General features: G+C 66.0%; 15 protein-coding genes. 4 read left to right on the top strand and 11 right to left on the bottom strand.

The window, feature by feature from the left end; genetic code table 11:
• The first annotated feature begins 4 nt into the window (after positions 1-4).
• The gene (glgA, locus tag AC066S_RS04210; protein WP_126256545.1) at positions 5-1420 is read left to right on the top strand and encodes a glycogen synthase GlgA; all 1416 of its coding nucleotides are present in this window, start codon (positions 5-7) and stop codon (positions 1418-1420) included.
• Positions 1421-1724: 304 nt separating this feature from the next.
• Here the strand turns inward: glgA and AC066S_RS04205 are convergent, their stop codons facing one another.
• From AC066S_RS04205 to AC066S_RS04195, 3 genes are all read right to left on the bottom strand, one after another.
• Positions 1725-2675, bottom strand: a complete 951-nt coding sequence (locus AC066S_RS04205) for an oxygenase MpaB family protein (protein ID WP_164718470.1) — start codon at positions 2673-2675, stop codon at positions 1725-1727.
• Between the two features lie 73 nt (positions 2676-2748).
• On the bottom strand, positions 2749-3897 hold the full coding sequence (locus AC066S_RS04200) for a patatin-like phospholipase family protein (RefSeq protein ID WP_478268978.1): 1149 nt from the start codon (positions 3895-3897) through the stop codon (positions 2749-2751).
• A 70-nt stretch (positions 3898-3967) separates the two neighbouring features.
• Positions 3968-4792, bottom strand: a complete 825-nt coding sequence (locus AC066S_RS04195) for a 3-hydroxybutyrate dehydrogenase (protein WP_478268977.1) — start codon at positions 4790-4792, stop codon at positions 3968-3970.
• A 179-nt stretch (positions 4793-4971) separates the two neighbouring features.
• Between AC066S_RS04195 and AC066S_RS04190 the strand changes: the two genes are divergently transcribed.
• Entirely contained in the window at positions 4972-5853 is an 882-nt protein-coding gene (locus AC066S_RS04190) for a LysR family transcriptional regulator (protein WP_478268976.1), read from the top strand.
• Between the two features lie 195 nt (positions 5854-6048).
• On the opposite strand, the gene AC066S_RS04185 is transcribed toward AC066S_RS04190, so the two are convergent.
• A complete protein-coding gene (locus AC066S_RS04185; protein ID WP_135167922.1) occupies positions 6049-6765 on the bottom strand; it encodes a peroxiredoxin-like family protein in 717 nt (238 codons plus the stop codon).
• 285 nt (positions 6766-7050) lie between these two features.
• Between AC066S_RS04185 and AC066S_RS04180 the strand changes: the two genes are divergently transcribed.
• Together AC066S_RS04180 and AC066S_RS04175 are read left to right on the top strand one after the other, a co-directional pair.
• Complete coding sequence (locus tag AC066S_RS04180; protein ID WP_478268975.1) at positions 7051-7533, top strand: cupin domain-containing protein; 483 nt, start codon at positions 7051-7053, stop codon at positions 7531-7533.
• A 71-nt stretch (positions 7534-7604) separates the two neighbouring features.
• Complete coding sequence (locus AC066S_RS04175; protein ID WP_478268974.1) at positions 7605-8807, top strand: MFS transporter; 1203 nt, start codon at positions 7605-7607, stop codon at positions 8805-8807.
• Here AC066S_RS04175 and ccoS read toward each other — a convergent pair.
• The 7 genes from ccoS to ccoO form a co-directional block, all read right to left on the bottom strand.
• A complete protein-coding gene (gene ccoS / locus AC066S_RS04170; RefSeq protein ID WP_135162291.1) occupies positions 8804-8971 on the bottom strand; it encodes a cbb3-type cytochrome oxidase assembly protein CcoS in 168 nt (55 codons plus the stop codon). The two genes, AC066S_RS04175 and ccoS, sit on opposite strands and share 4 nt — an antisense overlap.
• Complete coding sequence (locus AC066S_RS04165) at positions 8971-11154, bottom strand: cation-translocating P-type ATPase (protein ID WP_478268973.1); 2184 nt, start codon at positions 11152-11154, stop codon at positions 8971-8973. Before AC066S_RS04165 ends, ccoS begins: the two co-directional genes overlap by 1 nt.
• An 11-nt stretch (positions 11155-11165) precedes the next feature.
• Positions 11166-11651: a FixH family protein gene (locus AC066S_RS04160; RefSeq protein WP_478268972.1), complete on the bottom strand. Its 486-nt coding sequence runs from the start codon at positions 11649-11651 to the stop codon at positions 11166-11168.
• Between the two features lie 15 nt (positions 11652-11666).
• Entirely contained in the window at positions 11667-13133 is a 1467-nt protein-coding gene (ccoG, locus tag AC066S_RS04155) for a cytochrome c oxidase accessory protein CcoG (RefSeq protein ID WP_478268971.1), read from the bottom strand.
• A 122-nt stretch (positions 13134-13255) separates the two neighbouring features.
• Positions 13256-14131, bottom strand: a complete 876-nt coding sequence (gene ccoP, locus AC066S_RS04150) for a cytochrome-c oxidase, cbb3-type subunit III (protein ID WP_478268970.1) — start codon at positions 14129-14131, stop codon at positions 13256-13258.
• Positions 14132-14137: 6 nt separating this feature from the next.
• On the bottom strand, positions 14138-14302 hold the full coding sequence (locus AC066S_RS04145) for a cbb3-type cytochrome oxidase subunit 3 (protein ID WP_028135114.1): 165 nt from the start codon (positions 14300-14302) through the stop codon (positions 14138-14140).
• Positions 14303-14315: 13 nt separating this feature from the next.
• Positions 14316-15050, bottom strand: coding sequence for a cytochrome-c oxidase, cbb3-type subunit II (ccoO, locus tag AC066S_RS04140; RefSeq protein ID WP_135167916.1), 735 nt, complete (start codon positions 15048-15050; stop codon positions 14316-14318).
• Positions 15051-15061 lie beyond the last annotated feature (11 nt).

Below are 15061 nucleotides of genomic sequence, written 5' to 3'. Positions count from 1 at the left end.
GTTCTTGAGGGTCTTGTTCGTCACGACAGAGATGGACGACTTCGTCCGCGTCGGCGGCCTTGGCGCCGTGTCCGCTGCCCTCCCCCGCGCCCTTCGCTCCTTTGCCGATATCCGGGTCATGCTGCCCGGCTATCGCGACATCATCGAACAACTCACACATATTCAGATCGTTGGCCGCTGCCCGGCGTTCGCGGAAATGCCCGCCTGCTCGCTCGGCCGGGCCGCGACCAAGGACGGACTGCCCGTCTACGTGCTGCTCTGCTCGCAACTGTACGACCGGCCCGGCAATCCCTATGGCGACGAGTCCGGACGCGACTGGCCTGACAACGACATCCGCTTCGCGCGCTTTGCCTCGGCCGCCGCTGAGCTGGCCATGGGCAAGCTGGACAAGAATTGGGCAGCAGACCTGATCCATGCCAACGACTGGCAGGCCTCGCTGGTGCCGGCCTATCTCGCCTGGCAGGGCGCCAAGCTGCCGTCGATCCTGACCATTCACAACCTCGCCTATCAGGGCCTCTTCCCGAAGGACGCGCTGCGGCGGATCGGCGCACCGGAGAGCTCGTTCCACATCGACGGCATCGAGTTCTACGACCAGCTCTCCTTCCTCAAGGCGGGCCTCGTCTACGCCTCGCACCTCACCACGGTCAGCGGCACCTATGCGCGCGAGATCACCACGGCCGAGTTCGGCTGTGGTCTCGAGGGCCTGCTCCGCCTGCGCTCGGACGCCGCCGAGCTCACCGGCATCCTCAACGGCATCGACGAGAGCTGGGACCCGCGCTCCTGCGCCCAGCTCGCCCAGCAGTTCGGCGCCGGCGACTGGGTCGGCAAGAGGGCCAATGCGGATTACGTCCGCAAGCAGTTCGGGCTTGCGGTCTCGCGCGGCCCGATATTCGGCATCGTCGCGCGCCTCGTGCACCAGAAGGGTATCGACCTCGTGCTGTCGGCGGCCGACGAGATCGTCGATGCCGGCGGGCAGATCGTGGTCACCGGCTCCGGCGAGCCGGCGCTCGAGCAGGCCTTGATCGACGCGCATCGCCGCCGCCCCGACGCCATCGGCGTCGCGATCGGCTTCAACGACGCCCAGGCCCGCCGCATCTTTGCGGGCAGTGATTTCACCCTGATGCCGTCGCGCTTCGAGCCGTGCGGCCTCAGCCAGATGTACGCCCAGCGCTTCGGCTCGCTGCCGATCGGGCACCAGACCGGCGGCCTCGCCGAGACCATCACCGACGGCGAGACCGGATTCCTGTTCTCGAAACCCTCGCGCGATTCCTTCCTCGGCGGCGTCCGCCGGGCCTTCTCGGCCTTCATGGCGCAGGACCAGCTCGACACCATGCGCCGCAGCGCCATGGGACGATCGTTCTCCTGGAGCATCTCGGCGGGCAGCTACAGCGCGCTGTACCGGAAGCTGGCGTCGGTGTGAGGCGCGACGGCGCTCCCACACACTCCGTCATTGCGAGCGCAGAGAAGCAATCAAGACCGTCTCCGCGGAGGCAGCCTGGATTGCTTCGTCGCAAGTGCTCCTCGCAATGACGACGCGGAGACCCGTGGCGCGCCTCACCCTCCAGTCGTGCCCCGAACGCAGCGTAGCGCGGCGCACTTGCGACGTGGTGCGCTGCTGAGCCGGGGCCCATGGCGCGTCGGAGTTCGAGGCCTCTGGGTCCCGGCTCTGCGCTGCAACGCGCTTGGCACGTTGTGGCTTGTCCGGGACACGAGAGATCGGGCCCTCACCCCTTCCCGCGCACGTCCATCTGCGGCCGTCCGATCCAGGCGCGGTTGAGGCAGCGCGTCATCCAGTCGGGCTGCGGCTCGCCGCGCAGCCGCGCCTGCGCTTCCTGGTAAGGGCCGACATAGCGCAGCCGGTCAGGCAGTCTTGGATAGACGCGCCGGATCCATCGCAGCGCATTGTCGACCGCCCTCTCGTCGTTCGCGTCGAGCGCAAAGGCGAACCCGGCGCGCAGCCGTTCCGGCAACATCCGCGCCGTCAGCGCGCGGTACCAGCGCGGCGGCCGCAGCCACGGGCGTGCGCCGGCAAAAATCTGCGCCGCGATCTCGCGTGCCGCCGGGCTCACGGTCAACGTCTCCGACTGCGCCATCGCCGCGGTGTAGGCGGTAAAGCCGGACCAGTCCGCCGGCAGATCGTCTGCCGTCAACCCGAACAAGGCACCGAACAGCCGGCTCTCGCTCCAGTAACGCTCGCGCTCTTCCGCCGAGAGAGCTGGCAGGACCAGGTCGTGCGCCATCAGCGCGGACTCCACCAGGGTCGCATGAACCCAGCGCAGCGACGGGATGTCGTTGGCGTGGTAGCGCGAACCTGCCGCAAACGGGCCGGCAGTCTCGGGCATCTCTCCGATGATCATGCTGTGGCGCCGGTGCAGCTGGCGCGACGACAGCAGCGCCCGGTCGAGCGAGCCGAACACCATGGCAAAGACGATGTCGAAGGTGCGATGGAAGCGCCCGATCGGATCGGCAAGAGTCTTCGAATGCTCGGCGATGGCGGCGGCGACCCACGGATGGGCCAGCTGCAACAACAGCGCCCGTCCGGCGCCGAGAAAGATGACGGCCTCGCGGTCGATCCGCCAGGTCAGCGTGTCAGGACCGAACACGCCGGCCACTGGTCCCGCTGCGTTGGCGCGGACCTGATCGAGCGTTGCCTCGAGATCGTTCGCGGACACCATCTGCGCGGCCTTCGGTTGCGAGGTGACCGACGATCCGCAAGGCCTGTGGCAATTCGATGATGAAAGAGCCGTCCTACTCCGCCGCCATCGGCAGCACGTCCATATGCTCGTGCAGCACCACACCGGCGAGCGGATCGAATTCGCCGAGCCACGGCTTTCGTTCGAGCACAGACCGCGTATGCGCATAGCCCGCGTCCCAGCGCCGCATGATGCCGGACGGGCTGAAGTCGATGTCCTTGGTATGGGTCTCACGATCGAGCTGCGGCGCCAGCAGCCGCACGACATGCATCCGGGTTGGACAGCCGTAGCTGATCAATTCCCGCACTGCGGGCTCGCGGCGCTCGTTCTCGGAGAGGCTCGCGGCGAGCTGGTTGATGACGTGGCGCAGGCGGTGGGCCTGCTGCTGGCGGGCGATCTGACTCGCGATACGACTCGAATATTGTACGTCCTTGTGCCGGTTCAGCACTTCCGCCATCGTCGTCGGCTCCGCGCCTATCGGATTCCACAGATGCACGGCGAAGATCAGCGAATTCCTGCGCGGATTGTCGTCGAACACGGCTTCGGTTGGCGTGTTCGAGAGGATGCCGCCGTCCCAATAGAGCTCGCCGTCGATACGCACCGCCGGAAACGCCGGCGGCAGCGCGCCCGAGGCCATCACATGCTTCACGGTCAGCTCGCCGTCGCGGCTGTCGAAATAGCGCATCTGGCTGCTGCGGACATGGGCCGCGCCGACCGTCAGCCGCGGCGAGCAGCGGTTGACCAGGCCGAAGTCGACCAGCTCGAGCAGCGTCCTCTCCAGCGGCGCGGTCGAATAGAAGCCGGCGTGATCCGCTCCCAGCGGATAGGAATCACCGGCATGAGCCAGCGGATTGGGACGAAAGAAGCCGGGAATGCCGTTGGTGACGGTCGACCAATAGGTGAGTTTCTCGTTGAAGCCGGGAAACGCGGTGCGCAGATTCCAGACCGGATTCTGCTCCATCCGCTTCCAGAACTCCTTCAAATGCGCCAGCCGCTGGCCGGGCGCGTTGCCCGCGATCAGGCTGGCATTGATGGCGCCGATCGAGGTGCCGATGATCCAGTCCGGCTCGATCCCGGCTTCATGCAGCGCCTGATATACGCCGGCCTGGTAGGACCCGAGCGCGCCGCCGCCCTGGAGCACGAGCACGACCTGCCCGGGCAGACCCAGGCCCTTCCTCTGTGTGTTGTCCTGCATGCCATTCATGTCTTGCTCCTGGTGAGCTTGCACCGATCGAATATTCACATGCCGCTGCGGCTTGTTGCGCCGGCCCATCTCAATGCGCGGTCCAGCCGCCGTCGACCGGAAGCGCGATGCCGGTGATCGAAGCGGCCGCGTCCGTCGACAGGAACACCGTCAGCGCGCCGAGCTCTTCGACCGTGGCGAAGCGCTTGTTCGGCTGCTGCGCCAGCAGCACGTCGCGGATGACCTGATCGCGGGAGATTCCGTGCGCCTTGGCCTGCCCGTCGATCTGCGCTTCGACCAGCGGCGTATAGACGTAGCCGGGACAGACGGCGTTGCAGGTGATGCCCTCCTCCGCCGTCTCCAGCGCCGTGACCTTCGTCAGACCGACGATGCCGTGCTTGGCGGCGACATAGGCTGCCTTGAATGGCGAGCCGACCAGCCCGTGCGCGGAGGCGATGTTGATGATCCGGCCAAACCCGTTCTGACGCATCGTCGGCAGCGCGAGCCGCGTCGTGTGGAAGGCGGAGGTCAGGTTGATCGCGAGGATCTGGTCCCATTTCTCGACGGGAAATTGCTCGAGCGGCGCGACATGCTGGATGCCGGCGTTGTTGACGAGGATGTCGAGTCGACCGGACTGGGCGATAGTCGCCGCGATCATCTCGGCGATCGATCTCGGCTTGGTCATGTCGGCCGGCGAGTAGCTCGTCTTGACGCCGAACTCGGCGGCGATCTGCTCGCGTGTCCGACCGATCTCGCTGGCGACGCCGAGACCATTCAGCACGACATCGGCGCCGGCCGCGGCCAGGGCCCGTGCGATACCGAGACCGATGCCGCTGGTCGAGCCCGTGACGAGCGCGACCCTGCCGGCCAGCGCGCGTGCAGGCTGCGATGTCTGCGGCTTCAGCGGTATGTTCATGGCACGGTCTCCGTTGGCGATGACTGGGTTTCAAGCCTTCGCAGAACCCTGGAGGATCGCCGGCCCAAACGGAAATACCGGCTGGCTTCCGACTCCATACGTCCGCGCTATCGCGGGCGGGATGTCATTTCCCGCTTCGATCGGCTAGATTTCCGGCCGATCTTGCTGGGAGCCGATCCATGGAAATGCACCAGGTCCGCTATTTCCTCGCGGTGGCGCGGTTGCTCAATTTCACGCGCGCGGCGGAGGAGTGCAACGTCACGCAGCCTTCGCTGACGCGCGCGATCAAGCAGCTCGAGGCCGAACTCGGCGGCGACTTGTTTCGCCGCGAGCGACCGGCGGCGCAACTGACCGAGCTCGGCCAGCGCATGCATCCGCTCCTGAAGCAGTGCTATGATGCCGCGGTCGGCGCGCGCTCGCTCGCCTCCTCGTTCAGGAGCGGAGAGGTCGGCGCGCTCCGTATCGCGCTGACGCATTCGATCGATCTGGCATTGCTGATTCCGCACCTCAACGAGATCAGGCGGCAGTTCAACCGGCTCGAATTGCGCTTCCTGCGCGGGACGAGCCGCGAGGTCGCCGATTTCCTCAAGAAAGGAGAAGCCGAGCTCGGCATCGCCGCCGAGATCGACGAGGCCTGGGACCGGCTGGACACCTGGCCGCTGTTCACCGAGAGTTTCGAGCTCGTCGTTGGCGACGGACATCGGCTGGCCGGCCGCAGCAGCATCGAGCTGGACGATTTGCGCTCGGAACAATTGCTGAGCCGGACTTTCTGCGAGCATTCGCGCCGCATCGCCGCGAGCCTGCGCGAACACGGCATCGAACATGGCCACGAGATTTCGAGCGAGCGCGATCTGATCGAGCTGGTCGAAGCCGACATCGGCGTCGCCATGGTGCCGCACACATCGCCTTTGCCGGAAACGCTGACCCGCGCCACCGTCGCCGGGCTGGACGCCCGCCGCACCGTCAGCCTTTACGGCGTGGCCGGCCGGCAGCGCACGGCGGTCGCCAACGCCGTGATGCGCATGCTGCGCGGCGCCGACTGGCGGGAGATTGCGGGCTAGCAAGGCGAGCACCCTCGCTCTAGCGAGATGCGAATTGCTGCGCCCTCGCCCCTTGTGGGAGAGGGCAGCGACGCTGGCAGATCCGGACTCACTTGGGTGAGGGGTATATCTCGGCGGACATCCCTGTATGGGGCTAGATACCCCTCATCCGGCGCTCCGCGCCAGCTTCTCCCGCAAGGGGAGAGGAAGAAATGCTCAGTTCTCCCGGCTCGCGCTCTCAAGCGCCGCGAGCAGATCATCGATCTCCATGCGCTTGCGGAAATCGGGATCGACGAACCGTGCTTTGACGATCCCGTCGCGGCCAACCACGAACACGGCCGGGATCGGCAGCATCCAGCCGTCATTGCCGTGGAATTTCGCCATGTCCTGATACGACAACAGGTGCTGGATCTCGGCGCCGAGCCAGATCGCGAGATTAAGCGACAGCGCATAGCCGTTGTCGAGATCGGTCAGGATCGGAAACGGCGCGCCGGATTCGGCCTTCAGTTGCCCTGTATATTCCTGCGTCTCTGGCACGATTGCAACGACCTGCGCCCCCATGGCCTTGATACGGTCGAGTGCCTGGACCACGGCGCGGACATTGAGCCGGCAATAGGGACACCAATGGCCGCGGAAGAACATCACGGCGAGCGGACCGCGCTCCAGCAGCGCAGGCAGCGCGACCAGACGTCCGCCCTCGTCCGGCAGCATGAACGGCGGCATCGCATCGCCCGGACGCGGCGCGGTCTCGCCGCCGCCGTTCCCGCCCAATCTCGCGACCAGGCGATCGACTGCCTCGCCATAGGCCGGAAAGACCGCACGGCTGGCATCGGCATAGGCGCGGAGCTGCTCGTTCAGCGTGCCGTCCATGTCGCGGCAGCGCTGGAAGGCAAGCCTGAGCTGTTCGGCATCGGCTGGCGAGAGAGACGTCATCTTCTGCTCCGGCATTGCATTCGGTGAATATTAGTTTCCCGGTTCGGCCGGCCGCAAGGGGCGGCCGCGAAGCCGGGCGCCAATCGGGCCCGCCCTGTCATCGGACGCCGAATGGGACGAATGCGGAAATGCCGTTACCCAATCGGATCGATAGCCGCCGCGTATCAACATAGCGCATCGCTATCGCATCGAAAGCAAGCCGGCATTTCAGGATCGACGTGATCTCGACCAAGCTCCCGTCATAGCCGGCGACCAGCGAGGTTGCGGCCAACACAGGAGACTTCCATGTCCAAGCATCCCACATTGTCGCGCCTGGTCTGGTCCGGCCTCGCCGTCGTCGGCGCGCTGACATTCGCGTCGCAGCCGGCCGTCGCGGGTGAATGCCCAGCCGACAAGGTCAAGCCGAACGCACGACAGATGGTCGACTACAAGCCGGTCGGCGTCACCGACGTGACGCTGGGCGCCATCGACCTCGGCAAGCAGCCCGCCCATATCGAGGGCCGCGAGCTGCGCTTCCGCAAGCTGACCATCGCGCCCGGCGGCATCGTGCCCTGGCACAGCCATGACGACCGTCCCGCGTTGATCTTCGTGCAGCAGGGCGAGATCGTCGAATACGCCTCCAACTGCGTCGATCCGATCATGCACAAGGCCGGCGACATCCGTCCCGAGGTCCACGGCACCTCGCATTGGTGGAAGAACCTCGGCAAGGAGACCGTCATCCTCTATGTCGGCGACGTCCGCAAGGATCCCAACGACCACCACATGTAACGGCTTTTGGTAGCGGGTCATTCCGGGGCGCGAAGCGAACCCGGAATGACAGATCTGCGGAGCGCAACGCCATGACCGACCTCTCCACGCCGATCAAGCCGTCCGCAATGGCGATGGACGCGCATTTGTCCGGTCTCGTGCTTCGCTCGGTCGTGATCGGGCTGACCGCATTCCTGACGGTGGTCGACCTGTTCGCGACGCAGGCGATCCTGCCGGCGCTGACGCGGCACTATGGCGTCACGCCCGCAGCGATGGGCTTTGCCGTCAACGCCGGCACCTTCGGCATGGCCATAGCGAGCCTCATCGTCGGCTTCTTCAGTGCGCACATCAACCGGCGGACCGGCATCCTGCTCAGCCTGACGCTGCTGGCGATCCCCACCAGCCTGCTCGCCTCGGCGCCAAATCTTGCCGTCTTTACTGCCTTGCGGGTCGCGCAGGGCCTTTGCATGGCGTCCGCCTTCGCGCTCACCCTCGCCCATCTCGGGGAGCAATGCAGCGCGATGGACGCAGGCGGCGCCTTCGCGGCCTACATCACCGGAAACGTCGCAAGCAACCTCGTCGGCCGGCTGATCTCGGCGGCGGTTGCCGATGGCCTTGGCCTCGCCTGGAATTTCTATTTGTTCGCGGTTCTCAACCTGGCGGGCGCGGTGCTGGTCTATTTCACCATTCGGCGCGTGCAACCGATGCATGCGCTGACGCCGACGGCTTCGCCGCTTGCCGCCACCATCGCGCACTGGCGCAATCCGCGATTGCGCGCCGCCTACGGCATCGGCTTCTGCATCCTGTTCGCCTTCATCGGCACCTTTACCTTCGTCAATTTCGTGCTGGTGCGCCCGCCGCTGGCGCTGGGCATGATGGACCTCGGCCTCGTCTATTTCGTGTTCCTGCCGTCGGTCGTCACGACGCTCTTGGCCGGCAGGGTGGCATCAAAGCTCGGAACGCGTCCCACGATCTGGGGGGCGCTCGCCGTTGCTGGCATCGGCCTGCCGCTGATGCTGACAGCGCGGCTGCCTGAGGTGCTCACCGGCATGGTTCTGGTCGGCGTCGGCACATTCTTCGCGCAGGCCGCCGCCACGGGCTTCGTCGGACAGGCGGCTACTGAGAACCGCGGCATTGCCAGCGGGACGTATCTTGCATGCTATTTCGGCGGCGGGCTGGTCGGTACGGCCATGCTCGGGCGCCTGTTCGACGCTTTCGGATGGCCCGCATGCGTGGTCGGCGTCGGCGCGGCCCTTGCCGCCGCGGCCCTGCTCACCTTTGCCCTGAGGCGCTAGCGCTTGGCTGGGGCTTTCGGCGCCGGCTCGTCGTCGGCGATGGCGCGCCAGGCGGCACCGTCGAGATCATCGTACTGGCCGCTCTTCAGCGACCACAGGAAGGCGACGAGACCGGCACCGCCGAGCATCAGCGCCAGCGGGACCAGGATGACCAGGATCTCCATCACACGATCTCCCGCGAGGTGCTGCGCGCGCGCAGCGAATTCAGCATGACCAGGATCGACGATCCGCTCATGGCAGCCGCCGCGATCAGGGGCGTCACGACGCCGCTGATGGCGACCGGCACGGCGAGGACATTGTAGCCGATCGCGAGCCAGAGGTTCTGCCGCATCAAATGCAGCGCCTTGCGCGAGGCGTCGATCGCGGCAACCACCGGGGCCAGCGGCCGGCCGAGGAAGACGAGATCGGCGGTGGCCTGGCTCAGATGCGCGGCCGAGATCGGCGACATCGAGACATGGGCCGCCGCCAGCGAGGGCGCGTCGTTCATGCCGTCGCCGACCATCAGCACCTTGGCACCGCGCTGCTTCAATTGCTCGATCCGCGCGATCTTGTCGGCCGGCGTGACGCCGGCACGCCATTCGGGGATCTCGAGCGCACTGGCCGCCGACTTCACGGCCGCCTCGCGATCGCCGGAGAGAATCTCGATGCCGACGTTGCGCGCCTTGAGCGCGGCGATCACGGCCTTCGCATCCGGACGCAGGCCCTGGCGCACCGAGAGGACGAATCTCTCGCTGCCCTTGCTGAACGCGACGATGGAGGCCTCGGGATCGACGCTGCCGACCAGGGCCTCCGCGCCGCAGAAGGAGGGGCGACCGAGGCGAAGCTCGACGCCGTCCACGATCGCACGGACGCCCTGCCCGGCCTCTTCGACCGCGCCGACGACGGGCGATTTGGCGCCGGCGGCCTGCGCGACGGCGGCGGCGACCGGATGATGGCTCGACAGCGCGAGCCGGCCGGCGAGCTCGAAAATATCGGCGGGGATGTCGGCGGCATTCATCACTTCGAGATCGGGCAGCGTCAGCGTGCCGGTCTTGTCGAAGATGACGTGGTCGGCCTCGGCCAGCCGCTCGATCGCGTCGCCGGAATTCAGCAGCACGCCGGACTTGAACATCGCGCCGGAGGCGATGGTCTGCACGGTCGGAATGGCAAGCCCCAGCGCACAGGGACAGGTGATGATCAGCACGGCGACGCCGGTCACGATCGCATCATGCCAGGACGCGCCGGCCATGACCCAGCCGAGGATGGTCAGAAGCGCGGTCGCATGCACCACGGGCGCGTACAGCCGCGAGGCGCGGTCGGCGAGGCGCATGTAGCGCGAACGGGCCTGCAGCGCGTTGTCGAGCAGCCGGGTGATCTCGGCGAGCAGCGTCGCCTCGGAGGCGGCCGAGACCCGCACCCGCAGCGTGCCGGAGATGTTCATCGATCCCGCATAGACCGGCGTGCCCTGCTCGGCCGTGACATAGAGCGTCTCACCGGTGATCAGGCTCTGGTCGATCTCGGAACGCCCCTCGATCACGGTGCCGTCGACCGCGCAGCGCTCGCCGGGCCTGAGCAGCACGATGTCGCCGGGATTGATGGCCGCCACCGGCACCTGCGAGATCTCGTCGGGACCGATGAACTTGGCGGCCGTCTCCGCTTTCAGCGCAGCGAGATTGCCGGCGACCGCGCGGGTCCGCCGCCGCATGTTCTGGTCGAGGAAACGGCCGACCAGGAGGAAGGTCAGCAGCATGATCGCCGCGTCGAAATAGGCGTGCTCGGCGTGGTGGATGGTCTCGACCACGGACATGCCGAGCGCGAGGATCACGCCGATCGAGATCGGCACGTCCATGTTGGTCGTCTTCGCCGACAGCGCGCGCCAGGCCGAGCGGAAGAACGGCTGGCCGGCATAGGCCGCAGCCGGCAATGCGATCAGCGCCGACAGCCAGTGGAAGAAGTCGCGCTGCTCCGGCAGCATGTCCGAGACGTTGCCCGACCACACCGGGATCGACAGCATCATCACGTTCATGGTGGCGAAGGCGGCGACGCCGAGGCAGCGCAGCAGGAAGCGCGATTCGGCGACCTCCGCCACCTCCGCGCTCTCGGTCTCGAACGGATAGGCCTTGTAGCCGAGCTCCTCGAGCCGATCGATGAAGCGGCCGGGCTCGAGCGTGCCCGCCTTCCATTCCAGCGCGACGCGGCGGTCGGTGAGGTTGACGCGCGCCAGCGTGACGTCGGGGATGGCGGACAGGCCGCGTTCGATCTTGGCCATGCAGCCGGCGCAGTGAACGCCTTCGACCGCGAGATCGATGTGCTGGACGCCCTCGCCCGCGGCCCGGACGTAGTGCGAGAAATCCCGCGTGACGTGCATGACAAAATCCTTCAGTTCAGGATCACGCGGTTGCGCGACAGGAACACGCGCGTTCCCCGCGCCTCGCCCTCGATCACCAGGTCCCACTGGCCCGGCGCGACGGATGCGGCATTGCCGCGATAGAGGCCGATACCGGCTTCGGTGAGCTCGACGGCGAGGTCGGCGCGCTTGTCGGTCGGCCGCTCCAGGCGTCCGCCGAATTTCAGCCCCGAGATCGGCTGGCCGCCGGCATCGCGCGCCTCGACCTGGACCACGGCACCGCCGTCGTTGCGGCGCTCGATATGGGCATTGACCTTCCATTTGCGCAGCGCCTGGTCCTGCGCCGCCAAGATCTCGCGGTCGTAGGTCAGGCCGGCAGCATAGGCGCTGTCAACTTCGGTGCCGGGCAGCGTCGCGATCGCCAGCTTCATCATGGTGGCGTTGACGCCGATCACGAGGCCGAAGAAAGCGACCAGCATCAGGAAGACCTTGGTTCCGGTCAGCGGCTTGGATGACATGATGGTTTCCTCGACTTACGGCGCGACGAAATTGTCGGTGGCGCTCGCGGCCACGCCCAATCCGATATCCATGACGTGGAAGCGGACCGGAATCGACTTCTCCGGATTGTTCTCGGCCGGCGCGGTGACGAGCAGCCGCAGCTCGCTGGTGGAGTCGCGCGGGATCACGATGATCGGCCGATCCGGCGTCACCGAATCGACGCCGACGACATGCATCGTGGGATTGATCGGCCCCTCCACATCGATGGCGATGGCGCGATCGTAGCCGCTCTTGTTCAGCAGCCGCACCGTGTAGGCGTTGCGGATCGAGCCGTCGCTGAGCTTGACCGCGACCGGGTTGCGGTCGTGCAGCACGTTGACGTCGAGCAGGCTGCGGGTCGCCAGCGTATAGACCATGAAGCTGCCGATCGCCGCGATGATCGCGCTGTAGACGATGGTGCGGGCCCGGACGATCCGGTAGATCGGCGCCTTGCCTTCCTGGCGGCGATGGATGTTGATGTCGTTGTCGTAGCCGATCAGCCGCTTCGGCCGGCCGATCTTGGCCATCACGTTGTCGCAGGCATCGATGCAGAGGCCGCACTGGATGCATTCCATCTGCGGTCCGCTACGGATGTCGATTCCGGTCGGACAGACCGCGACGCATTGGTAGCAATCGACGCAATCGCCGACCTGCTGGCCGAGCGCGCGCAGCTCGGCGGCCTTCTTGACCGACGTGCGCTTCTCGCCGCGGTCGTAGCGATAGGTGACGTTGAGCGCCCATTCGTCGGTGAGCGCGGCCTGGATGCGCGGCCACGGGCACATATAGGTGCAGACCTGCTCGCGCATGTAGCCGGCGAGGACATAGGTCGTCGCGGTGAGGATGCCGATCCAGATATAGGCGAGCATCGGCCCCTGGAATGTGACGAGCTCCTTCACCAGGGTCGGCGCGTCGTTGAAGTAAAGCACCCAGGCGCCGCCGGTCCACCAGGCGATCATCAGCCAGATCGAATGCTTGAGCACGATCTCGGAAACGCGCTCGAGCTTCAAGGGATCGGACGATTTGGCCTTCTTCATCCGCTCGCGCCGGTCGCCCTCGATCAGACGTTCGACCGCGTAGAACAGATCGGTCCACACCGTCTGCGGACAGAGATAGCCGCACCAGATACGGCCGCCGACCGAGTTCATCAGGAACAGCGCCACCGCGGCCACGATCAACAGGCCGGTGAAGTAGTAGACCTCCTGCGGCCACAGCTCGATGAAGAAGAAGTAGAAGCGGCTGTTGGGCAGATCGATCAGCACCGCCTGGCTGGGGGCGCCGAGGCCGCGGTTCCAACGCACGAACGGCAGGAAATAGTAGATGCCGAGGCAGATCGCCATCAGGCTCCACTTGATCCGGCGGAACGTGCCCGAGACGCTCTGGGGGTAGACCTTCTGGCGGGCCGCATAGAGCGGCCCGACGTCGTCCACAGGCTTGAGCTCGTTCGGATTGACGGTCTTGTTCATCGCTTGGAACTTCTAAAAGAGGTGCGATTAAACCTAGACCCGACACCGCCGCGTCAGTTGATCCAGCTCAAACGGGGGCACTTTTGTTTGCCCCCGCTTGAAGTCTTTGTGCCGCGGATCCGCTATTTTCCGCCGCCGAGCGAATGGACGTAGACCGCCATCGCCTTGATCGTGGCGGGATCGAGCCGCCCTTCCCAGGCCGGCATCACGCCGGCACGACCCTGGCTGATGGTCTCGATCAGGCTCGCTTCGTCGGTGCCGTAAAGCGAGATCTTGTCGGTCAGGTTCGGGGCGCCCACCTCCAGGTTGCCCTTGCCGTTGTCGCCGTGGCAGGCGACGCAGTTTTCCGCGAAGATCTTCTGCCCCTTGGCGGCGTCATATCCGTTGCGGGTCGACAGGCCCGACAGCGACCGCACGTAATTGGCGACCGTGACGATCTCGTCCGGCTTCAGCACGCCATCCTTGCCGAAGGCGAGCATCTGGCCTTCATGCCCCTTGGCATGACCGGACCGCGCGCCGAACTGGATGGTCTGCATGATCTGGTCGAGCGTGCCGCCCCACAGCCAGTCGTCGTCGTTCAGGTTCGGATAACCCTTGGCGCCGGCACCGCCGGAGCCGTGGCAGGGCGCGCAATTGTCGCCGAACACGGTCTTGCCCTTGGCGCGGGCGAGCGCCAGCAAGGCCGGGTCCTTCTCGATGTCGACGAGCGAGGCGGTGCCCAGCGCCGCCATCTTGTCACCGCGGATCTTCTCGAGGTTGGCGAGCTCGACCGCGACGTCGGCGCGCGAGGAGTAGCCGAACATGCCGGTGGTATTGCTTTGGATCAGCGGCCAGGCTGGATAGACGATCCAGTAGCCGATCGACCAGATGATGGTGAGGTAGAAGGTGATCACCCACCAGCGCGGCAGCGGCGTGTTGAGCTCCTTGATGCCGTCCCATTCGTGGCCGGTCGTGGACTTGCCGGAGACGGAATCGATGTCGCTAGAATGATCGGTCATGGTTCTCTACTCCTCCCGCAAGGGCAGGTGCGCTGCCTTGTCGAACACAGCCTTGTTACGGGGCCAAAATGCGTAGGCGATGATCGCGAGAAAGATCGCGACGAACACCGGTGTCCAGATCGTCGTCACGAGATCTGACGCAAGATTGTGGACTGTAAGGATGGCTTTCATCGTTCATGCCTTCTCAGCGAAGATTGGCTTTCTCGTTGTAGATCTTGAAGTCGACCAGCGTGCCGAGCATCTGCAGGTACGCGACGAGCGCGTCCATCTCTGTCGGCGTACCGGTCTTGCCGTCGAAATTGCGCACGACGGCCTTGCCGTAGCGCTTGGTGAAGGCGTCGCCGCCGGCATTGTCCGGATCGGCCTGGGCCTTCAGGTCGGCGGCGGCATTGGCGATCTGCTCGTCGCTATAGGGTACGCCGACGGTCCGCAGCGTCCGCATGTCGCCGGCGATGGCATCCGGGTCGATCTCGGCCTTGCCGAGGAACGGATAGCCCGGCATCACCGACTGCGGCACAATCGCGCGCGGGTTGGTCAGATGGGTGACGTGCCACTCGTCGGAATATTTGGCGCCGACGCGGGCGAGATCTGGACCGGTGCGCTTGGAGCCCCACTGGAACGGGTGATCATACATGCTCTCCGCGGCGAGCGAGAAGTGGCCGTAACGCTCGACCTCGTCACGCAGCGGGCGGACCATCTGCGAATGGCAGAGATAGCAGCCCTCGCGGACGTAGACGTTGCGCCCCGCCAGCTCCAGCGGCGTGTAGGGCCTGACGCCGTCGACCTTCTCGATCGTGCTCTTGAGATAGAACAGCGGGGTGATCTCGACGAGACCGCCGATCGCGATCACCAGCAGGATGCCGACGATCAGGATGATCGAGTTCTTTTCGAAGACTTGGTGGCGTGTCCAGAACGACATTGCTTTAGCTC

It is taken from the genome of Bradyrhizobium sp. CFUWI (assembly GCF_056429085.1).
The sequence above is the reverse complement of the archived record's forward strand: the minus strand, read 5'-3'. Positions and strand labels throughout refer to the sequence as shown.